Origin of the sequence: Mycobacterium sp. (assembly GCF_046330795.1) — a bacterium.
Lineage (GTDB): Bacteria > Actinomycetota > Actinomycetes > Mycobacteriales > Mycobacteriaceae > Mycobacterium.
The window spans coordinates 137,473-158,340 of sequence record NZ_JAXLSA010000007.1 but is presented as its reverse complement, the minus strand read 5'-3'; the positions used below and the strand labels follow the sequence as shown (position 1 = coordinate 158,340).

At 69.3% G+C, this 20,868-nt stretch carries 16 protein-coding genes and 2 pseudogenes; 12 read left to right on the top strand and 6 right to left on the bottom strand.

Annotated elements, in window-relative coordinates; all coding sequences use genetic code 11:
* Positions 1-318 (top strand): annotated as a pseudogene (locus tag U0R18_RS19670) (amino acid permease); the annotation flags it as partial.
* A gap of 102 nt (positions 319-420) precedes the next feature.
* On the opposite strand, the gene U0R18_RS19665 reads toward U0R18_RS19670, so the two are convergent.
* On the bottom strand, positions 421-1,647 hold the full coding sequence (locus U0R18_RS19665; RefSeq protein ID WP_526371563.1) for a cytochrome P450: 1,227 nt from the start codon (positions 1,645-1,647) through the stop codon (positions 421-423).
* A 167-nt stretch (positions 1,648-1,814) separates the two neighbouring features.
* On the opposite strand from U0R18_RS19665, the gene U0R18_RS19660 reads away from it, so the two are divergent.
* A complete protein-coding gene (locus U0R18_RS19660; RefSeq protein ID WP_526371579.1) occupies positions 1,815-2,360 on the top strand; it encodes a TetR/AcrR family transcriptional regulator in 546 nt (181 codons plus the stop codon).
* 91 nt (positions 2,361-2,451) lie between these two features.
* Here the strand turns inward: U0R18_RS19660 and U0R18_RS19655 are convergent, their stop codons facing one another.
* Positions 2,452-4,611 (bottom strand): acyl-CoA dehydrogenase family protein, encoded by a 2,160-nt coding sequence (locus tag U0R18_RS19655; protein ID WP_526371561.1) that lies wholly within the window; start codon positions 4,609-4,611, stop codon positions 2,452-2,454.
* Positions 4,612-4,657: 46 nt separating this feature from the next.
* Positions 4,658-5,416: an SDR family NAD(P)-dependent oxidoreductase gene (locus U0R18_RS19650; protein WP_526371559.1), complete on the bottom strand. Its 759-nt coding sequence runs from the start codon at positions 5,414-5,416 to the stop codon at positions 4,658-4,660.
* Between the two features lie 155 nt (positions 5,417-5,571).
* Between U0R18_RS19650 and U0R18_RS19645 the strand changes: the two genes are divergently transcribed.
* The 7 genes and pseudogenes from U0R18_RS19645 to U0R18_RS19615 all read left to right on the top strand — a co-directional run bounded on the left by U0R18_RS19645 (position 5,572) and on the right by U0R18_RS19615 (position 14,668).
* Positions 5,572-7,083, top strand: a complete 1,512-nt coding sequence (locus U0R18_RS19645; protein WP_526371557.1) for a molybdopterin-dependent oxidoreductase — start codon at positions 5,572-5,574, stop codon at positions 7,081-7,083.
* A gap of 2 nt (positions 7,084-7,085) precedes the next feature.
* Positions 7,086-8,604: pseudogene (locus tag U0R18_RS19640) on the top strand (ATP-dependent DNA ligase).
* 22 nt (positions 8,605-8,626) lie between these two features.
* Positions 8,627-9,538: an alpha/beta fold hydrolase gene (locus U0R18_RS19635; RefSeq protein WP_526371555.1), complete on the top strand. Its 912-nt coding sequence runs from the start codon at positions 8,627-8,629 to the stop codon at positions 9,536-9,538.
* Between the two features lie 212 nt (positions 9,539-9,750).
* The gene (locus tag U0R18_RS19630; RefSeq protein ID WP_526371553.1) at positions 9,751-12,048 is read left to right on the top strand and encodes a carbon starvation CstA family protein; all 2,298 of its coding nucleotides are present in this window, start codon (positions 9,751-9,753) and stop codon (positions 12,046-12,048) included.
* Positions 12,048-12,185: a CstA-like transporter-associated (seleno)protein gene (locus tag U0R18_RS19625; RefSeq protein ID WP_526371551.1), complete on the top strand. Its 138-nt coding sequence runs from the start codon at positions 12,048-12,050 to the stop codon at positions 12,183-12,185. Before U0R18_RS19630 ends, U0R18_RS19625 begins: the two co-directional genes overlap by 1 nt.
* A 34-nt stretch (positions 12,186-12,219) precedes the next feature.
* Positions 12,220-13,137: a hypothetical protein gene (locus U0R18_RS19620; protein ID WP_526371549.1), complete on the top strand. Its 918-nt coding sequence runs from the start codon at positions 12,220-12,222 to the stop codon at positions 13,135-13,137.
* Between the two features lie 199 nt (positions 13,138-13,336).
* Positions 13,337-14,668: a DEAD/DEAH box helicase gene (locus U0R18_RS19615; RefSeq protein ID WP_526371547.1), complete on the top strand. Its 1,332-nt coding sequence runs from the start codon at positions 13,337-13,339 to the stop codon at positions 14,666-14,668.
* On the opposite strand, the gene U0R18_RS19610 is transcribed toward U0R18_RS19615, so the two are convergent.
* Positions 14,629-15,087, bottom strand: a complete 459-nt coding sequence (locus U0R18_RS19610) for an SRPBCC family protein (protein WP_526371545.1) — start codon at positions 15,085-15,087, stop codon at positions 14,629-14,631. The two genes, U0R18_RS19615 and U0R18_RS19610, sit on opposite strands and share 40 nt — an antisense overlap.
* Between U0R18_RS19610 and U0R18_RS19605 the strand changes: the two genes are divergently transcribed.
* Positions 15,062-16,000 (top strand): LLM class flavin-dependent oxidoreductase, encoded by a 939-nt coding sequence (locus U0R18_RS19605; RefSeq protein WP_526371543.1) that lies wholly within the window; start codon positions 15,062-15,064, stop codon positions 15,998-16,000. The genes U0R18_RS19610 and U0R18_RS19605 overlap by 26 nt on opposite strands.
* Here U0R18_RS19605 and U0R18_RS19600 read toward each other — a convergent pair whose 3' ends face one another.
* Together U0R18_RS19600 and lhgD are read right to left on the bottom strand one after the other, a co-directional pair.
* The gene (locus U0R18_RS19600; protein ID WP_526371541.1) at positions 16,001-16,609 is read right to left on the bottom strand and encodes a hypothetical protein; all 609 of its coding nucleotides are present in this window, start codon (positions 16,607-16,609) and stop codon (positions 16,001-16,003) included. It abuts the gene before it with no gap.
* A 566-nt stretch (positions 16,610-17,175) separates the two neighbouring features.
* Positions 17,176-18,372, bottom strand: a complete 1,197-nt coding sequence (lhgD, locus tag U0R18_RS19595) for an L-2-hydroxyglutarate dehydrogenase (protein WP_526371539.1) — start codon at positions 18,370-18,372, stop codon at positions 17,176-17,178.
* Positions 18,373-18,496: 124 nt separating this feature from the next.
* Between lhgD and U0R18_RS19590 the strand changes: the two genes are divergently transcribed.
* Positions 18,497-19,729: an acyl-CoA dehydrogenase family protein gene (locus U0R18_RS19590; protein WP_526371537.1), complete on the top strand. Its 1,233-nt coding sequence runs from the start codon at positions 18,497-18,499 to the stop codon at positions 19,727-19,729.
* A 14-nt stretch (positions 19,730-19,743) separates the two neighbouring features.
* Positions 19,744-20,841, top strand: a complete 1,098-nt coding sequence (locus U0R18_RS19585; RefSeq protein ID WP_526371535.1) for an acyl-CoA dehydrogenase family protein — start codon at positions 19,744-19,746, stop codon at positions 20,839-20,841.
* Positions 20,842-20,868 lie beyond the last annotated feature (27 nt).

The window sequence follows — 20,868 nt, the reverse complement described above, 5'->3', positions numbered from 1 at the left end:
CTGATGGTGACGGTGCCCGCGCTGATCCACCGCATGCGCGGCACCAGCCTGTCGCACGGCAAGCCGGTCATGGACCTGGGCCGGTGGGGCATCCCGGTGAACCTGATCGCCGTCGTCATGGGCACGCTGCTGGTGATCAACATCGGCTGGCCGCGCGCCGAGGTCTACAACCCCGCCGGGGACTCGTGGGTGTTGCAGTACTTCGCGCTGATCTTCGTGGCCCTGACGCTGGTGGTGGGCTACGTCTGCTACCGCGTGGTCCGCGATCGTGAGGGCGCACCCGATCCCGTCGACGCCCTGGTCGGTAGGAAGACGTAACCCGCACCGGCGCACCGCCCAATCCACCGCGAGCGTCCGTGTTTGTACCCGACACACCGATCGGCGAGGTACAAACGCGGACGCTCGCCGGGTTCGCGTGCGTCAGCTTCGGACCGTCAGCACAAGTCTGCTCCGCCGGCGCACCAGGATGCTCGACAACCACGGCCCGGCTTCCTGCGCCCCGATCCACTCCGTCCGGTCCAGGAGCAGCCGCAACACCACCGTCGCCTCCAGCCGGGCCAGCGCCGCGCCGACGCAGAAGTGCACGCCCTTCCCAAAAGTGATGTGGCCCTTGGCCGGACGGTCCAGCCGGAACTCGCCGGGGTTGTCGAACTTTGCCGGATCGCGGTTGGCCGCACCCCACAGCAGCAGCAGCCGCGAGTTGGCCGGCAGCGGCACGCCGGCGAGTTCGGTGTCGACCCGCACATGCCGGTAGTGCCCGCGGAACGGCGGCTCGAAGCGCAGGCATTCCTCGATGAACGGACCCAGCAACTGCGGATCGTCCCGCAGGCGCCGCTGGATCTCGGGCCGCTCTGCCAGGATGCCGACCGCGCTGCCCAGCAGCGACGCGGTGGACTCCCCTCCCGCGCTGAACAGGATCACCATGATCACCGCGGCGGTCACCTGATCGATGTCGCCGTGGGCGTAGGCGGTCGCCATGTCGCCGAGCAGATTGTCCTGTGCGCCTTCGTCGATCGCCCGTTGGAACTGTTCGAAGATGTACCCCGACAGCTCCACGGCGGCCCTGCCGGAGGCCGCCAGCTTGTCATCGTCGGCAATGCCGTCGAGCGTCTGCACGCTGGCGTACGCCTTGGGGATCAGCAGGTCGACATCGCCGTCGGGTACCCCGATCAACCGCGTGACCACCATCATCGGCAGCCGGTTGGCCACCGCGCTCATCCACTCGATCCGTCCGTCGCGCAGATTGTCCGACCACAACCAGTCGAAGGTCTCGGCGATGAAGGGCTCGGTCGCGCGAATTCGCTTGGCGGCCAACTGCGGAACCAGCATCCGCCGGTGCACGGCATGACCGGGATCGTCGGCCGTCGCCAGCACCTGCACCGGCCCGTCCAGCTCCCCCATCGGGAACGCCGAGACGGTGCCGTCCGAGTACAACAGCGTCGCGGTCAGATTGGCGGAGAACTCGTCGACGCGCGAGAGGGCGTCCTCGACCGCATCCCAACCGCACACCAGGTAGAAGTCGGAGTCGCCGACGCGATGGACCGGACCGCCGGCGCGCAACCGGTCGTACAGCGGATAGGGGTCCTGGATAGCGGCGTCGCCGAAGAACTCGGCCGGGTCCACCCCGGCGGCACGGGCTGTGGTCACCGCTCCAGCCTGCGCATCGACGCCACCCGGGTCAACGCCGTCCGCGCAGGTCGAGAGCCCCGCGTCGGGCGGCCCGCGACATGCCGTCTCGAGCCGGCGTTCTGATCAGCGGCGTCGTTGAAACATTAGTGTGATTTCGTCTCATGGCGAGATAAAATTGCTGAGTGATGTCACGGCACGACTGGCTGGTCGACGGGGATCGCGGCGCCGCAGCCGCCGACCGGATCTACGCCGGGGCGGCCGAATTGATCTACCGCGACGGGTATGACGCCTTCAGCCTGGAGGCGCTGGCGAACCACGTGCACTGCTCGCGGGCCACCATCTACCGGCACGCCGGCGGCAAGTCGCAGATCCGCGAACAGGTCACCATCCGGCTGGCCACCCGGATCGTGACGGTGGTGCGCGCGGCCGTGGACGGACTCTCCGGCGCCGCGCGGGTGCTGACGGCCGTCGGGGTGGCCGTGACCGAGATCAGGGCCGACCCGGCCGGACAGTTGTTCGTCGACACCATGCGCGACGGCCGCGGATCCACCTGGCTGACCGGGTCACCGGCGGTCGCCGCGTTCGCCACCGAACTCGCCGGCCTCGACGACGACCCCGAAGCCGCCCGGTGGATCGTGCGCCTCGTGCTCTCGCTGCTGATGTGGCCGGGGGACAATCCGGACGCCGAAACCGCACTGCTGCAACGGTTTGTCGCGCCGGCGTTCGACTGAGCGCCGCACTCCGGCGCGAGCGTGCATGAAAGTACGTGACACGCCGCGCGAGAGCGGGCCGACACGCACGCTCGGCGAGGAAAGCGGGCCGCTACTTGATCAGCGGGTCGCGGGGCATGCCGAGAATCCGCTCGGCGATCTGGTTGCGCGTGACCTCCGACGTGCCGCCGGCGATCGCCATTGCCCGCGCGCCCATCGCCATCATCACCGGCAGCGCGGACGGTCCGTCCACCAGCGCGGCGTCCTGCCCGTTGAGCAGGCACATGATGGCCGCCGACTCACCCATGTGCTCGGCGAGCTTGAGCTTGGTGATGTTGCCCTCCGGGCCCGGGCCGGCGCCCTCGATACTGCGCACGGCGCTGCGCAGATTCAGCAGCCGGATCGCGTGATCGTCGGCCAGGAAATTGCCGACGCGAATCTTGGCCCCCGCCAACCGATCTGCGTGCTCACCGGCGAGCGCAACCAGCGCCGCGGGGTCGACGCCGGCCACTCCGGACCCGCCGCCGATGCTCACCCGCTCGTTGCCGAGGGTCGCCCGCGCGACCGTCCAGCCGCTGTTGGGCTCGCCCACGACGTCCTCGTCGGGGACGAACACGTCGTTGAAGAACACCTCGTTGAACTCCGAGCCGCCCATGATCATCCGCAGCGGGCGCACCTCGACCCCCGGCGCATTCATGTCGATGATCACGGTGGTGATGCCCGCGTGCTTGGCCGCGTCGAAGTCGGTCCGCACGGTGGCCAGACCGCGCTGCGCGTAGTGCGCCCCCGACGTCCACACCTTCTGGCCGTTGATCTTCCAGCCGCCGTCGACGCGCACCGCGCGGGTCTTGATGGCCGCCGCATCCGATCCGGCGCCGGGCTCGGAGAACAGCTGGCACCAGACCTCGTCCTTACGCAGGGCCTTATCGACGAATCTTTCGATCTGCGATGGGGTTCCGTGCTGAACCAACGTCAGGACGACCCAGCCGGTGATGCCGTAGTCCGGCCGCTTGACGCGGGCGGACCGGAACTCCTGGTCGATCACCACCTGTTCGATGGCGCCGGCGGCCAGGCCGAACGGCTTGGGCCAATGCGGCTGCACGTAGCCGGTGCTGATCAGCCGGTCCAGCTGAGCCTGCCCGTCCAGCGCCGCGATCTCGGCGACGTCGGCACGCACACCGGCACGCAGCTCCTCGGCCGACGCCGGCAGCTCCAGGCTGTTGAGCCGGGTCACGCCGGCAGCGGAGAGCTCGAACAGGTCGGCGGCGGGCCCGTCGCCACCGAGCAGCGCCCGCAGCGTCATGGCGCGCCGCAGGTGCAGGTGCGCGTCGTGCTCCCAGGTGAACCCGATGCCGCCGTGCACCTGGATGTTCAACTCGGCGTTGCGCAGATAGGCCGGGAAGGCCGAGGCGGCGGCCGCGGCGGCCATCAACCGGAACTGGGCGGGATCGTCGTCGTCGGCGGCCCGGGCGGCGTCCCACACCAGCGCGGTGGCGCTCTCGGCGGCCACCGCCATGTTGGCGCAGTGGTGCTTGATGGCCTGGAATGTGGCGATGGTGCGGCCGAACTGCTCACGGACCTTGGCGTATTCGACGGCGGTCCGCAGGCAGTCGGCGGCCCCGCCGGCCGCTTCGGCCGCGAACAGGGTGCGCGCATGGGCCAGCGCGTCGGCCGCGGCGCCCGGCAGCACGTCGACCGGCGCGCCGTCGAGGCGTACCCGGCCGGAGCGCCGGGCCAGGTCGAGGTTCGTCGGGATCTCGACGGTGACCCCGTCGGCGGTGCGGTCGACCAGCAGCACGTCGTCGCCGGCGGCGATCAGCAGCAGATCGGCCAGGCCCGCGCCCAGCACCACCCCGGCATCGCCGGTGGCGGTCGCGCCCGAGACGGTGACCGAACCACCGAAACCGACCCCGGCGGCGGTGCTGCCGTCGGTGAGTCCACTGAGCAGCCGGGACTTCTGATCATCCGACCCGTGCCGGGCCAGCACCGCGGAGGTCACCACCGTCGGGACGAACGGGCCGGGCGCGACGGCGCTGCCGAGGGCCTCGATCACCACCACGAGTTCGGGCAGCCCGAATCCCGAGCCGCCGTGCGCTTCGTCGATGTGCAGCCCGAGCCAGCCGAGTTCGGCGATACCCGTCCAGAACGGCGGCCGCTCCTCGGCGGGGGCCTCGAGCAGGTCGCGCGCCGCGGCGCGGGCCTTCTGCGCGGCGAGGAAGTCCTCGGCTACCTTGCCGAGTTCCCGATGGTCATCTGTGAGTGCGATCGCCATGAAAAGTCATAGTGCCGGGAGTCACAGGAACTCCCGGCACCGGGTGTCACTTCGGGGCGAAGCGCTGCCCGGCGTCCAGCCGGATGCACTGCCCGTTGAGCATCGGGTTGTCCACGATGGCGTAGACCAGCTTGGCGAACTCCTCCGGCCGGCCCAGCCGCTTCGGGAACGCCGCGTCCTTGGTCAGCATGGCCGCGAACTCGTCGGGGATACCCTTGGTCAGACCGGTAGCGAACAGGCTCGGCGCGATGGCCAGCGCCCGGATCCCCAGGGGTCCGAGGTCGCGCGCCATGGTCAGGCACATGCCGGCGATGCCGGCCTTGGCCGCGGTGTAGGCGACCTGGCCGATCTGGCCCTCGAACGCCGCGATGGACGCGGTGTTGATGATGACGCCGCGCTCCTCGTCCTCCGGCTCGTTCTTGGACATGTGCTCGGCGGCCAGGCGGCTGATGTTGAAGGACGCGATGAGGTTCAGGTTGATCGTGTTCTGGAAGGTCTCCAGGCTGTGCGGGCCGTTCTTGCCGAACGTCTTCTCGGCGACGCCGCCGCCGGCGGTGGTCAGCACCACGTGCAGGCCGCCGAGCTCGTTGACAGCCGCGGCCAGGGTGTCGCCGGTGCCGGCGAAATCGGTGACGTCGACGGGCAGGAAGGTTCCGCCGATGGCGCTGGCCACGTCCTTGCCGTCGGTGCCCTCGCGGTCGAGGACGGCCACCTTGGCGCCCTTGCTGGCGAGCAGCTCCGCCGAGGCCCGGCCGAACCCGGACGCACCGCCGATGACGACGACCTTCTTGCCGTTGATCTCCATGTTCCAATTCCTCCCAAGACTTGTGTGCTTGCATGACAAAATACCGCGCCGATGTAAACCCCGGTCGTCCGGGTTCGGCGAGCGGTGCAGTCCCGCGAGCACGAGGCCCGGCGCCACCAGCCCCGCCGGGTCCCGAAGTGCGTACCTTGGACGGCATGGCCTCCCGGGCGGCTGCGGGTATCGCGGCGGCGGCGGTTGCCCTGGGTGTGACGCAGCTGCTCGCGGCGCCGCTGGGGTCCGGGGCCGACGCCCGCACCGCGGTGGGTTCGACGATCATCGACCTGACGCCGGGTGCGGTGAAGGAATGGGCCATCCAGACCTTCGGCACGCACGACAAACTGTTCCTGACCATCACGGTGTTGGCGGTGATCCTGCTGGTGGCGGCAATCGCCGCCCGGTGGGAGACGAGGCGCCGCCCGGTGGGCAGCGTGGTGCTCGCGCTGGCCGGTGCCGCCGGGGCCGTCGCGGTGCTGTCGCGGCCCGGTGGCGGCGTCGTCGACATCCTGCCCGTCCTGGTCGGCGCGGGGTGCGGCATCGCCGTGCTGCGGCGCCTCACCTCCCGGCGATCCCCGACGGCGACGCCCGGGCCGGGCCGGCGCGACGCATTGTTGACGCTGGGGCTCACGGGTGCCGGGGCCCTGGCGGGTCTGGCCGGCAGCGCGTGGAGCCGGCGGTGGCATTCGGTGGCCCCGGACCGGCAGGCATTCAGCGCCCCATCCGTGCAGGTGCCCGCTCCCCCGATTCCCGCACAGGTCCAGCCCGCCAACGTCGCACTACCCCCGTTCGTTACCCCCAACGACGAGTTCTACCGGATCGACACGGCGCTCAGTGTCCCGCAACTCGCCCGCCAGGACTGGCGCCTACGGGTGCACGGCATGGTGGACCGGGAGATCACCTTCGACATGGCCACACTGGCGGCCCTGCCGGTGGTGGAAAAGGTGGTGACGCTGACCTGCGTGTCCAATCCCGTTGGCGGAGAACTGATCTCGAACGCAAGGTGGACGGGCTACCGGGTCCGGGACATCCTCGCCGGGGTCGGCGTGCACCCCGACGCCGACATGGTGCTCTCGAAGTCGATCGACGGGTTCACCGCGGGCACTCCGGTGGAGGCGCTGACCGACGGTCGCGACGCCCTGCTGGCCATCACCATGAACGGGCAGCCGCTGCCCGCCGAGCACGGCTACCCGGCCCGTCTGGTGGTGCCGGGTCTGTACGGCTACGTGTCGGCCACCAAGTGGGTCGTCGATCTCGAGCTCACCCGGTTCGACCGGGCGCAGGGGTACTGGACCGGGCTGGGCTGGTCGGCGCGCGGTCCGATCAAGACCGGGTCCCGAATCGACGTGCCGCGCGACAGCGCCGAGATCGACCGCGGGCCAGTCACCTTCGGCGGGGTCGCATGGGCGCAGAACCGCGGTGTGCGCAACGTCGAGGTGCGCATCGACTCACCCGCTGGGTCCGGGGTGTGGCAGCCCGCCGACCTGGGCGCCAGCTACACCGGCGACACTTGGCGGCTGTGGCGTTTCCCTTGGCGGGCAACCGAATCCGGTCTGCACACCATCACCGTCCGGGCCACCGACAACACCGGCGCCGTCCAGACCGAGGACAGTGCGCCGCCGCCTCCCGACGGCGCCACGGGCTGGCACCAGGTCGAATTCTCGGTGCGGTGACGCTGCCCCTGTCGGCAGTGGCCGCCGCGTCGGCCGATGTCGGCGCCGAACGTTCGCGGCTGGCCAAGATCGGGCGCATCGCCGATCTACTGACGCAGGCGGCCGACGATGCGGACCAGATCGCGGTCGCCGTCGCCTGGTTGTCCGGCGAACTCCCCCAACGCCAGATCGGGGTGGGATGGGCCGCGCTTCGCGCGCTGCCCGCACCCGCCGATACGCCGATGCTGACGGTGCCCGGTGTTGATGCCACCCTGACCGAGATCGGGGCGTGCGCCGGACCTGGATCTCAGAACCGCCGGGCCGCACTGCTTTCCACGCTGTTCGGCTCGGCCACCGTCGACGAGCAGACGTTCCTGCGCCGACTGCTCGGCGGTGAGCTGCGCCAGGGCGCACTGGCCGGAGTGATGGCCGACGCAGTGGCCCGCGCCGCGGGGATCCCGGCCGCGGACATCCGGCGCGCGGCAATGCTCGGCGGAGATCTGCCGTCCGTCGCGGCGGTGGCACTGACCCGCGGCGCCGACGGGCTCGCGAATTTCCGGCTGCGGGTCGGCACCCCCGTGGGCCCGATGCTGGCACAGACCGCCGGCGGGGTCGGCGAAGCACTCGAAAAGCTCAGCGGCACCGCGATTTTCGAGGCCAAGCTGGACGGCGCCCGAGTACAGGTCCATCGCAGCGGCAGCGACGTGCGACTGTTCACCCGCAGCCTCGACGACGTCACCGACCGGCTCCCCGACGTGGTCGACGCCGCCCTGGCGCTGCCGGCGCGTGAGCTGATCGCCGATGCGGAGGCCATTGCGCTGCGCGCCGACGGCCGGCCCGAGCCGTTCCAGGTCACTGCGTCGCGGTTCGGCCGGCACGCCGGGGACCAACCCGCTATCGGCGTTCGTGTTCGACCTGCTGTCGCTCGACGGCGACGAGCTGCTCGATCAACCCACCACGACGCGCCTGGCGGCGCTGGATTCCGTGGTGCCCGCGCAGCAGCGGCCGGACCGGTTGCACACCTCCGATCCGGTTGTCGCCCAACGATTTCTGGACGTGACGCTGGCCGCCGGGCACGAGGGCGTGATGGCCAAGGATCCGGCTGCTTCCTATGCCGCCGGGCGGCGCGGGGCCGGCTGGCTCAAGGTCAAGCCGGTGCACACGCTCGACCTGGTGGTGCTCGCCGTCGAGTGGGGTTCGGGCCGGCGCACCGGCAAGCTGTCCAATATCCACCTGGGTGCCCGCGATACGTCCGGCGGCGGATTCGTCATGCTGGGCAAGACGTTCAAGGGCATGACCGATGCGATGCTGGACTGGCAGACGGCCCGGTTCGGCGAATTGGCCGACGGTCCGACGGATGGATATGTGGTGCGGGTGCGCCCCGAGCAGGTGGTCGAGATCGCGTTCGACGGGGTCCAGCGTTCCACCCGATATCCCGGCGGTCTGGCCCTGCGGTTCGCCCGGGTGGTGCGCTACCGCGACGACAAACCCGCAGCCGAAGCCGACACCATCGACGCCGTGCGCGCGCTCTACGCGCACTGACCGCTGTCGTATGGTCGAAGCCGTGAGCTCCGCAGCCGGTCCCCGCGAGATCGTCCTCGGCCTGCCCGAACTGACGATGACCGCCCTGGAATGGGGTTCACCGGACGGCCGGCTGGCGCTGTGCGCGCACGGATTCCCCGACAGCGCACACGGATGGAAATCGCTGGCTCCACTGCTGGCGGCCAACGGTTTCCGCGTCGTGGCACCGTTCATGCGGGGCTATGCGCCGACCGGACCGGCCGCGGACGGTGACTACACGATCGGCGCGCTGATGAGCGATCTGATCGCGGCGCACAAAGCCCTGGGCGCCCCGCCGGATGCGGTGCTCATCGGACACGACTGGGGCGGGTGGGCCACCGGGTCGATCGCGGGCTACGGCGGATCACCGTTCGCCGCACACGTTTCGCTGGCACTGGCACCGGTGGGGGCGATAACGCCGCCCCGCGGGCTGGGGGTGGGCGGCGGCGTCCGGTTGGCCCGGCGGCAGCTGCGTAACAGCTGGTACATCATGTTCTTCCAAACCCCCTGGCTGCCGCAGCGGCTGCTGCCCCGGGTCATCCCACGGCTATGGCGGGACTGGGAGCCGGCGGGCACCGATGTGCGCGACGACGTCGCCGCCACCCTGGCCGCCCTGCCCGACACCGCGCACCGCACGGCCGCGGTGTCCTACTACCGCCACAACATGCAGGCCCGGCGCGGCGTCCGACAGCACCGGAAGCTGAACCGGTCCCGGTACGGGAAGCCGCGGTTTCCGCTCCTGGTGGTCTACGGGGACAGCGACGGCGCGCTGGACGCGGCGCTGCATTCCGACGTGCTGGCGGCGCTGCCGCCGGGGAGTCGATCGGTGGTGATCGCCGGCGCCGGTCACTTCATCCAGATCGAGCGACCGCAGGAGGTCTGTGACGCCATTCTGGGATACCTCGACGGTCGCTGAGGACCCCTTCCGATGTTCAGCACTGCATGCGACGTTTTTGCGGGTGGGTCTGGCAGCCGACGCTGAGCAGATCGAAAAAGGCTCGAGGACCGGCATGATCGCGCGAATCGCCGGGGTTGTCCCCGCGAATGTCCGCATGGGCGGCCGAACCGGTGACAGGATCGGCAGTGCTTCCCCTATGCCGAGTCACCCCCGACCCGAAGGACTGCACCGTGGCCACACCCGCCGCTGCGCCAACCGAAGAGACCGTCGGCCACATCACCTACATCCGGACCGATGCCGACCTGCCCCCGGTCGCCGTCATCGACCGGTCGCCGATCGGTGCGCGGCACCGGACGATCTTCGGGCTGATCGCGGTGCTAGGGGCCGTCGCCTGGGCGATCATCGCGTTCTTCCGCGGCGAGACCGTCAATGCGGTGTGGTTCGTGGTGGCGGCCATCTGCACGTACGTCATCGGCTTCCGGTTCTACGCCCGGCTGATCGAGATGAAGATCGTGCAGCCCCGCGACGACCACGCCACACCCGCGGAGATCTTCGAGAACGGCACCGACTACATGCCGACCGACCGCCGGGTGCTGTTCGGGCATCACTTCGCGGCCATCGCGGGCGCCGGCCCCCTGGTGGGTCCGGTGCTGGCCACCCAGATGGGGTATCTGCCCGGGACCATCTGGATCATCATCGGCGCCGTGGTCGCCGGCTGCGTGCAGGACTATCTGGTACTGGCGATCTCGACCCGGCGACGCGGGCGGTCCCTGGGCCAGATGGCCCGCGACGAGCTCGGCGCCGTCGGCGGCGTCGCCGCGATCGTCGGGGTGCTGGTGATCATGGTGATCCTGCTGGCCGTGCTCGCCCTGGTAGTGGTAAACGCCCTGGCCGAAAGCCCGTGGGGCGTCTTCTCCATCGCGATGACCATCCCGATCGCCGTCTTCATGGGCCTGTATCTGCGGTTCCTGCGCCCGGGCCGGGTGTCGGAGGTTTCGCTGTTCGGTGTGGTGCTGCTACTGGGGGCGGTGATCTCCGGCGGTTGGGTGGCCCAAACCGATTGGGGCGCAGACTGGTTCACCCTCTCGAAGGTCACCCTGTCGTGGTGCATCATCATCTACGGGCTGGCGGCGTCCATTCTGCCGGTGTGGCTGCTGCTGGCCCCCCGCGACTATCTGTCGACGTTCATGAAGGTCGGCACCATCGCCCTGCTGGCGCTGGGCATTCTGCTGGCCCGCCCGGTCATGGAAGCCCCGGCCGTCTCCCAGTTCGCCACCCGCGGCGACGGGCCGGTGTTCGCCGGGTCGCTGTTCCCGTTCCTGTTCATCACCATCGCCTGCGGCGCCCTCTCGGGCTTCCACTCCCTGATCTCCTCGGGCACCACGCCCAAGCTGCTGGAGAAGGAGAGCCAGATGCGGCTGATCGGCTACGGCGGCATGTTGACCGAATCGTTCGTCGCGATCATGGCCCTGATCACCGCGTCGATCCTCAACCAGCATCTGTACTTCGTGATGAACGCGCCGGCGGCCGCCACCGGGGGCGCGGCCGCATCGGCGGCCGAGTACGCCAATGGCCTGGGGCTGTCGGGCGCCCCGATCACCCCCGAGCAGATCACCGCGGCCGCCGACGCCGTCGGCGAGCATTCCATCGTGTCCCGCACCGGCGGTGCGCCCACTTTGGCCATCGGAATGGCCGAGGTTCTGCATCAGGCGTTCGGCGGTCCCAGCGTCAAGGCGTTCTGGTACCACTTCGCGATCATGTTCGAGGCGCTGTTCATCCTGACCACCGTCGATGCCGGAACCCGCGTGGCGCGGTTCATGCTGTCCGACGGTCTGGGCAATCTCGGCGGGCCGCTGAAGAAGCTGCGCGATCCCAGCTGGCGGGTCGGCGCCTGGGTGTGCAGCCTGATCGTCGTCGCCGCGTGGGGCTCGATCCTGCTGATGGGGGTTACCGACCCGCTGGGCGGCATCAACACGCTATTCCCCCTGTTCGGCATCGCCAACCAGCTGCTGGCCGCGATCGCGCTCACGGTGGTCACCGTGGTGGTGATCAAGAAGGGCCTGCTGCGCTGGGCGTGGATCCCGGCGGTCCCGCTGCTGTGGGATCTGACGGTGACCATGACGGCGTCGTGGCAGAAGATCTTCTCCGCCGACCCGAAACTGGGCTACTGGAAACAACATTCGCAGTACGTGGCGGCCAAGGAGGCCGGCAAGTCCGCGTTCGGCGCAGCCAAGACCCCACAGCAGATCGACGAGGTCATTCGCAACACGTTCATCCAGGGCACGTTGTCGATCGTGTTCGCGGTCCTGGTGCTGATCGTGTTCGTCACGGGCCTGATCGTCGCGCTGCGCGCCATCCGGGGCGAGGGCCCACCGCTGGCCGAGGAGCAACCCGTGCCGTCGAGACTGTTCGCCCCGTCGGGGCTGATCGTCTCCGCCGCCGAGAAGGAGGTGCAGGAACAATGGGACGCTTCATCCGTCGCGCACGCGACATCGCGCGCGAGATCCGTTGGTACTGCTCATCATTGATGGGCGACAACCACTACCACCGGTACGTCGACCACCGCAACCGCGCCCATCCGGGTGAGCCGGTGTGCAGTGAGGCCGAGTACTGGCGGATGCGCCATGCCGCCGCCGACGCCGACCCGGGCGCGCGCTGCTGCTGAAACCGCCTGACCCGAGGGAAAATCGAGGTATCCCGTGGACGCCCGGATCACCTACCGCACACTGCGGATCACAATGGTCGCACTGGCCGTGATGCTGGGGGTGTCCATCGGCCTGCTCAGGTGGTCGGGGTCACGGCAGGTCCTCGGTTCGATCAGCGCCTACTACTTCACCCCGGCGCATGCCGTATTCGTCGCGGCGGTATGTGGTTTGGGCATCTGCCTGGTCGCCTATCGCGGCAACACCACCCCCGAAGAGGTTCTGCTCGACGTGGCCGGCATCCTGGCCTTCGTCGTCGCGTTCGTGCCGACGAGTCCCGGGCCGCCACCGTATCCGGCCATGCCCAGTGCCGAATCTCCCTATGTCGGCACACCCAACAACATCGTCGCCGTGTTGGGCGGCCTGGCCGCCGGGTGGGTGACCTATGGACTCATCATCGTTCTCCGAAATGCCCTGCAGCCCCCGACGGAGTCCGATCGGGACTCCTCGCTCGATCGCACCGTGCAGACCTGCGCCACCCAACTCCAGCGACTTGGCGACGCACATCCGCCGACACGGTGGATCCTGCCCGCCCTCTCGGCGATCTACCTGTTGATCGGTGGCGTTCTGCTGCTGTCCTGGCACCGCCCGTATCAGGATTGGGTGCATCTGTATGCGGCGGTCGGAATGTTCGGCGGGATCGTGCTGGTCGCCCTCTACTACGCCGTCCACGCGGCGTCCAACAACGACACCATGCGGGCCCGGGTCGGATTCGCCGGCGCCTACACGACCATCGCCGTCGTCATGGGCGCACTCATCGTCTACATCGCGGCGCGCATCTTCCTGACCCACGAAGGCGTCAACGTGTTCTGGGCCGAGGTGGCCGTCATCGTCCTGTTCACCTTGTTCTGGTTCATCCAGACCCTGGATCTGTGGGACGAGGAGGACAAGTACCGCGACGCCGAGGCACCGTGACGGTGAATGTGACGATGGCCACGCCGTTCCCGGCGCGGGACCGCCATGCGCTAGACTTCGGACCAGGTTGGCACGCACACAGCTGAGCCAACGCGTCGTGGATCATCTTCCCAAGACTTTCTCGCGGCGATCGATATTGCCCACCGGCAGTCTCGCCCTACGAGCTCCGAAAGTAGCTGTACGAAACGTGAATACACCCATGCCCAACGAAACCCCTTCGGGCTTCGCCGATCTCGGCGTGCCGGCCGCGCTGGTCAACAGCCTGACGGCGCGCGGGATCGACGCACCGTTCCCCATCCAGACCAAGACCCTGCCGGACACCCTGGCCGGTCGTGACGTGCTGGGCCGCGGGAAGACCGGCAGCGGTAAGACGCTGGCGTTCGCGCTCCCCCTGGTAGCCCGACTGCACGGAATCCGGACGGCGCCCAACCGGCCCACCGGCCTGGTGCTGGCGCCCACCCGTGAACTGGCCACCCAGATCACCGCGACGGTCGAACCGCTCGCCAGGGCCAGCGGCTTGACCGTCACCACCATCTTCGGCGGGGTCGCGCAGTCCCGTCAGGTCAGCGCGCTGCGGGCCGGTGCCGACATCGTCGTCGCCTGCCCCGGCCGGCTCGAAGATCTGATGCGCCAGAAGCTGATCAGCCTCGACGCGGTGCGCGTCACCGTCATCGACGAGGCCGACCACATGGCCGATCTCGGCTTCCTGCCCGGCGTCACCCGCATCCTGGCCGCCACCCCGGCCGATGCGCAGCGGCTGCTGTTCTCCGCGACGCTGGACAACGGCGTCGACAAGCTGGTCAAGCGTTTCCTGCGCAACGAGGTGCTGCACTCCACCGAGGAGGCCAACTCCCCTGTCGCCGCGATGACGCACCACGTCTTCCACGTCGGCAGCGCCGAGGCGAAGAAGGCACTGGTGCACAACCTCGCCTCGGGTAGCGGACGGCGAATCCTGTTCATGCGCACCAAGCATCACGCCCGCAAGCTGGCCAAGCAGCTGACCGACGCGGGTGTCCCGTCGGTCGACTTGCACGGCAATCTGTCGCAGCCGGCCCGCGACCGCAACCTGGCCGCGTTCAGCAGCGGACAGGCCCGGGTGCTGGTGGCCACCGACATCGCCGCGCGCGGGGTGCACGTCGATGACGTCGAACTCGTCGTGCACGTCGACCCGCCGGCCGAACACAAGGCCTATCTGCACCGTTCGGGCCGCACCGCCCGGGCCGGCAGCGCCGGCGACGTCGTCACACTCGTGCTGCCCGAGCAGCGCAAGGACGCGGCCGCACTGCTGCGCCGGGCCGGCATCAACGCCAAACCCCAAGAGGTGTCGGCGGATTCGGCTCAGGTTCAGGCACTGGTCGGCGAACGCGCGCCGTATCAGGCCCCGACCGCCAAGCCGGTGCAGCCCGTCAAGGCGCAGGGGCCCAAGCGGACGCCAGCGCCACGATCCGGCGGCCAGCCCCGCCGCGGTGGTGGCCGACGCGGGTCGCGCGGTCAGGCGCGCTCGGGATCCTCGAGGGCAGCCCGCACGTAGTCCAGGTTCGCGCGCATCCCCTGCTCCCAGTCGCCCAGGCGCCGGGAGACGATGCGGCCCTCGAGTTCAGGCCGGGCCGCGATCGCCAGGCTGAGCCCCGACGGATCCGGGCCCATCCGGCCCCATTGCCGGATCAGCACGCCGTCCCGGGCCGGCTCGATCTCGAAGGCCCACGTGGCGCCGACGCCCTCGGGGACCAGCACGTTCCACACCCAGCGCCGGACGTCGCCGTCGGCCTCCACCTCGACGATCTCGCACTCGGCTTCCCAGGTGCCCAACGCATCGTTGCGGTTGGTGCCCTGGAAGCGGGCACCGACGCGCACCGCGTCGGCGTCACCGAGCCACCGCACGGACTGCAGCTCCGGCGAGCACCGGGCCGGTAGCTCGATGTCGGTGACCAGCCGCCAGGCGGTGTCCACGTCACATTGCACCCTGGCGTACCTGGCGGCCGCGACCTCCTCGATCGGACTGGGAACCTTTGTGGTGCAACTGGGTTCACGCTCGCCGGCCCTGCTGGCCACTTCGGCCTCGAGTCTGCAGGCCCTGTCCGGCGGACGATTCCGGCTGGGCATCGGAACGTCGGGTCCGCGGGTGATGGAGGGCTGGCACGGCGTGCGATTCAGCAAGCCGGTGCAGACCACGCGGGAGACCATCGAGATCATCCGGACGGTCAGCCGGGGTGAGCGCCTGGTGCACGACGGGGAGATCTACCCGTTGCCGCTGCCCGACAGCGATGGCGCCGCGCTGGTGCCGATGGTTGCCCCGGCGCACGTGCCGGTCTACAACGCGGCGATGGGACCGGCCGACCTCGCGCTCACCGGCGAGCTTGCCGACGGGTGGCTGGGCAACGCGTTCATCCCCGAGGCCGCCGAGGTGTTCCTCGAACCGATCCGGGCGGGCGCGGCCCGGGCCGGACGCACACTCACCGACCTCGACCTGGTGGCGCCCGTCGCGGTCGAATTCTGTTCCAGTACAGCCGAAACCGAGGATGCGGTACGCCGCCACGCCGACGGCTACGCGTTCACCATCGGCGCGATGGGTTCGCGCGGTTCGGGTGGGCGCAATTTCTACAACGACGCGTTCACCCGGCTCGGCTACGGCGATGCGGTGACGCAGGTGGCCGGGCTGTGGCAGGCCGGCAAGCGCGACGAGGCCCGAGCCGGCGTACCGGTCGACCTCGGCCGGCTGACCAATCTCGTGGGAAGCGACAGCTGGATCGCCGATCGCATTGGCGCGTATGCCGATACCGGGATCACGACGCTGCTGGCGAAACTCGACGGCGACTTCGCCGCCCAGTTGACGACCTTGGAGCACTTGTTGGCCCTGCGGTAGCTAACAGGCGTGTGGCAGCCGCTGCATCCGGAGCCGGCGACCGGCCAGTGCGTCTACCGGGAGAGCGCCCAACTGTGGGTCCTGGTCCCCGGGAGCGTCCACCGCATCGACCGCGCTGTCGACTCCCGGCCCGTAGATGGCCGTCCATCCGACCGCGCGGGTCGGGTCGCAGTAGGCCACCACCACAGCGTCGGTGGCGGTCATCTGCTCGAGCACCGTGTCGACCGTGTCCTGCGGGTCCGCCAATACCACCACGGGTTCGACACCCGCATCGCACGCCCTGTCCAGGTAGGCACGCAACTCCTGCTGCGCTTGGCCCTCGGCGAGCAAAGTTTGCAGCAGCATCCGGTCCGACGAGACATCGCGGTGCACCGCACCCACCTTCTCGCGCACCAGGATTCCGTGCACCTTGGTTTCGACATGCTCGACGACCGGCGGCAGATCCCGCCGACCGACGCGCAGCAGACCGGACAGATCGGAGCGGTACGCCGCGCGAGCTTCGGCCAGTGTCTCGGCTGCGCCGGCGCACGACGACGGGATGGCGCGGTACCGGATTGCGGGTGTGAACTCCGGCGAATAGTTGTAGACGACGTTCTCCCTCGCGCTCATCGGCACCTCCCGAGAGTGAAGGTGACTCGGTGGCCACCGAGTAGGAATAGTTCGAACCGGATCATGTGAGCACCTCCTTCCGTTGCCACGCAACCGAAATGGCGAGTAGGTCCACGCCGGCGACAGCCAGGGCAGAGCACACGGCTGCTGGTGTGGGGTGGCTCAGACCGCTGGTGCGTCTGTCGCGTTGCGATGTTGAGCGCGGCATGGTTCGGCTTGTCGGTTCAGGTCAGCACTCGCGCCGTTGCAATTACCTCAGACAACCCTAGCGAGACCCCGGCCGGGCTTCCAACCGAGTTTCGCGCCGATCGACCGAAATCGGTCAACCATCACCATGTGCTGTTCGAACGCCCAGCATGCCTTTCACGCAAAGATGCCGGTCGCCTGGGGCTGACCTGACAAAGCGCTCACCTTTGCACACAGCAGGTTTTCATTGATCCGTGACGCAATTGTGACCACGGCCTGGGGGCTCCCCGAGCCAGCACGGCACCTCAGAGTCTCCTTCACAGCAAAGTCACTGCCGCACAGGAACTTCCGCGCAGCGCACGTGGGCGCAGCCCCGTCGGTCACGGAGCAATAGCCAGACTGGCCAGATGCTCACCGATCGGCAGCGCGGCCGTCGCCGCTGGTGACGGCGAATTCAGCACATGGATCATCCGCACGGTCTGCGCAATCGCAAAGTCATGGATGAGCGTGCCGTCTCGGCCCACCGCCTGCGCCCTGATCCCGGCCTCGGCGGGAATCAGGTCCGAAAGCTCCAGCGCTGGAGCGTATTTGCGGCAGGCACGCAGATAGCCACGCCGCCAGAGGGAATCGCGGACCTCGCGCAGTCCGGTGGGGATGTTGTCCGCCGCCACCCGCCACGTCCCGGGGAACGCGGCCATCCGCGCGATGTCGCGGATGTTCACCGAATACTTCCGGTAGCCCTCCCGCGCCAGGCCCAGCACGGCATTGGGCCCGACGGTGATGTCGCCGCCGACCGTCGGACTCAGATGCACCCCCAGGAACGGCAGTTCGGGATCCGGCACCGGATAGATCAGCCGCTGCACGAACCCTTTCCGCACCGGTGGCAGCTTGAAGTACTCGCCGCGGAACGGCACGATCTGGACATCGGTGCGCAGCCCCGCCAATTCGGCCAGGCGGTCGGCCTGCAGCCCGGCGCACACCACCAGCCGGTCACAGCTCAGCTCGTCATGCGCGGTGGAAACCGTTACCCGCGTGCGCGTTTCGGCAATGGACAGAACCCGGGCTCCGGTCCGTACCAGTCCCCGGGCGCCGCCGATCAGATCGGCCAGTGTCCGGGCGATGTGCGGGTAGTCCACGATTCCGGTCGCCGGTAGATGCAGAGCGCCCAGACCGGCGACGTTCGGTTCGAGGTCGGTCAGCTCGGACGCGTCGATGCGCCGGCACACGATGGCGTTGACCTCTGCCCGTCGCTCGAGTGCGCCCATCCGGTCGAGCTCGACGGGCGTCGTCGCGACGATCAGCTTTCCGCACTCGGCGAATGCGATGCCGTGCTCGCGACAGAAGTCCTTGGTGGCGCGTTCACCGGCCCGGCTGAATCTGGCCTTCAGGCTTCCCGGCTCGTAGTAGATCCCGGAGTGGATGACGCCGCTGTTGTGACCGGTCTGGTGCCGCCCGACGCTGTCCTCGGCCTCGAGCACCACCACGGTGGCGCCGGGATCGCGGGCCAGCAGCCGGTGCGCGGTCGCCAATCCGACAATGCCCGCGCCGACGACGGCATGGGTGAAGTGTGTGCCCACCCGACCAGTGTGGCCAGCCCCCGGCACGAGCGCTCGTTCACGTACGCCCGGCGGGCTCGAACCGTACGTGGCTGCGTGGACCGCGGGTGGACATGACTCGGGCAGATTTGATCAAATATCAGGTATGGATCTCAACTGGTCGGCCGAAGATCTGGCATTCCGGGACGAAGTTCGCACGTTCCTCGACACGAAACTCACCGATGACCTGCGCGGAGCGGGCCGACTGATGACCAGCGTGTACGCCGAGCACGAGGCCAGCATGGCCTGGCAGGCGATCCTGCACGAGCGCGGCTGGGCCGCCCCGGCGTGGCCCGTCGAGCACGGCGGCTGCGACTGGACGCTGCCGCAGCACTACATCTTCAGCCGGGAATGCCAGCTGGCGGGCGCGCCGAGCCTCTCCCCGATGGGCATCCGGATGGTGTCGCACGCCATCATGAAATTCGGCACCAAGGAGCAGAAGGACTTCTTCCTGCCCGGCATTCTCACCGGCGAGGTGTTCTTCTGCCAGGGCTACTCGGAGCCCGAGTCTGGCTCCGACCTCGCCTCCCTGCAGATGGCCGCCGTCGAGGACGGCGACGACCTGATCCTGACCGGCTCCAAGATCTGGACCACCCACGCCGTCGAGGCGAACTGGATGTTCGCACTGGTTCGCACCACCCGGTCCGAACGCAAGCAACAGGGCATCACGTTCATCCTCTTCGAGATGGACACCCCCGGCATCGAGGTCCACCCACTGGTCATGACCTCCGGCGAGGAGGTCCAGGCCCAGGTGTTCTTCGACGGGGTGCGCGTGCCCAGGACCAACATCCTCGGCAACATCGACGAGGGCTGGACCGTCGCCAAGTACCTGCTCGAATTCGAGCGCGGCGGCAGTGTCACCGCGCCCGCGCTGCAGGTGATGGCCGAGGAGATCGGCGCCGCCGCGGCGCAGCAACCCGGCCCGTCGGGCGGCCGGCTGATCGATGATCCGGCGTTCGCCCGCAAGCTGGCCGACGCCCGGATCCGCACCGAGGTGCTCGAGATCCTGGAGTTCCGCACGCTGGCCATCGTCGCCGCGGGCGGCAACCCGGGCCCGGCATCATCGATGCTCAAGATCATCTCCACCGAACTCAGCCAGGCGTTGACCGAACTCACCCTCGAGGCGGCCGGCCCGCGCGGGCGGGTGTACCAGCCGCACGGCACCCGACCGGGTGGGCCGATCGCCGAATTCACCCCGCCCGCAGACGATTACGTCAGCGGCGAACCCTGGCAGGCGGTGGCGCCGCTGCGCTACTTCAACGACCGCGCGGGCTCGATCTACGCGGGCAGCAACGAGATCCAGCGCAACATCCTGGCCAAAGCGGCCCTGGGCCTGTAGGGAGACCGGAGAAAATGGACTTCAACCTGACCGGTGAGCAAGAGCTGCTGCGCGACGGGCTCACCAAATTCCTGGCCGCCCGCTACGACCTGGCCGAGAGCCGTTCGGCCGCCAAGACCGGCGCCGGGTGGCAGCCGGAGATCTGGCGCGCGTTCGCCGAGGAGCTCGGCATCCTCGGTGCCACCTTCCCCGAGGACATCGGCGGAATCGGCGGCGGCCCAACCGAACTCATGGTCATCTCGGAGGCACTGGGGCACGCCCTGGTGATCGAACCGTATGTCGGCACGGTGGTCCTGGCGGGCGGTCTGCTGGCCCGCGCGGACACCGACGCCGCGCGCACCCTGCTGGAAAGGATCACGGAGGGCACCGCGATCGTCGCACTGGCCCAGGGACCGGGGATCACCGCCACCGCTGACGGCGCCGGCTGGACGCTGACCGGTGAGGCGGCCGTCGTCGCCGACGCTCCCCTGGCCACCCACCTGCTGATCGCCGCCGACACCGACCGTGGCGTCGGCCTGTTCCTCACCGAGTTCGACGCGGCGACACCACCGGCCGGGCTGACCGTGCACGCCTACCGGACCATCGACGACCGGCGCGCCGCCGACCTCGAACTGGACGGGCTCACCGTGAGCACCCGCCTGTTCGAGGACGCCACCGCCGAACTGGCACGCGCCCGCGACGAGGCGGCCGCAGCGGTGTGCGCCGAGGCCGTCGGCGGAATGCGAAAGGTGCTCGCCGATACGGTCGAATACTGCAAGCAGCGCCAGCAGTTCGGCCAGCCGATCGGCAGCTTCCAGGTGCTGCAGCACCGGATGGTCGACATGTCGATCGAGGTCGAACAGGCCGTGGCGGCCGTGTACCTGGCGATCCTCAACCTCGGGGCCGACGCCCCCGAAGATCGGGCGCGGGCCGTGTCGGCGGCCAAGGCCACCGTCGGGCGCGCCGCCCGCTTCGTCGGCCAGAACGCCGTCCAGCTGCACGGCGGCATGGGAATGACCGAGGAACTCGCCATCGGTCACTACTTCAAGCGCCTCACCGCCGTGCAGTACGAGTTCGGCTCCACCGACTACCACCTGTCGCGCTACGCCACCATCACCCGCCCGGGGGCCTGAGTCCCGTTTCGGGCGATGCGCCCACCG

Excerpts from the sequence above, each read along its gene's own strand:
- U0R18_RS19645 (WP_526371557.1), top strand. The coding sequence starts at position 5,572 with ATGGCCTCCCGGGCGGCTGCGGGTATCGCGGCGGCGGCGGTTGCCCTG.
- U0R18_RS19600 (WP_526371541.1), bottom strand. The coding sequence starts at position 16,609 with ATGAGCGCGAGGGAGAACGTCGTCTACAACTATTCGCCGGAGTTCACA.
- U0R18_RS19615 (WP_526371547.1), top strand. The coding sequence starts at position 13,337 with ATGCCCAACGAAACCCCTTCGGGCTTCGCCGATCTCGGCGTGCCGGCC.
- U0R18_RS19660 (WP_526371579.1), top strand. The coding sequence starts at position 1,815 with ATGTCACGGCACGACTGGCTGGTCGACGGGGATCGCGGCGCCGCAGCC.
- U0R18_RS19625 (WP_526371551.1), top strand. The coding sequence starts at position 12,048 with ATGGGCGACAACCACTACCACCGGTACGTCGACCACCGCAACCGCGCC.
- U0R18_RS19655 (WP_526371561.1), bottom strand. The coding sequence starts at position 4,611 with ATGGCGATCGCACTCACAGATGACCATCGGGAACTCGGCAAGGTAGCC.
- U0R18_RS19650 (WP_526371559.1), bottom strand. The coding sequence starts at position 5,416 with ATGGAGATCAACGGCAAGAAGGTCGTCGTCATCGGCGGTGCGTCCGGG.
- U0R18_RS19585 (WP_526371535.1), top strand. The coding sequence starts at position 19,744 with ATGGACTTCAACCTGACCGGTGAGCAAGAGCTGCTGCGCGACGGGCTC.
- U0R18_RS19590 (WP_526371537.1), top strand. The coding sequence starts at position 18,497 with ATGGATCTCAACTGGTCGGCCGAAGATCTGGCATTCCGGGACGAAGTT.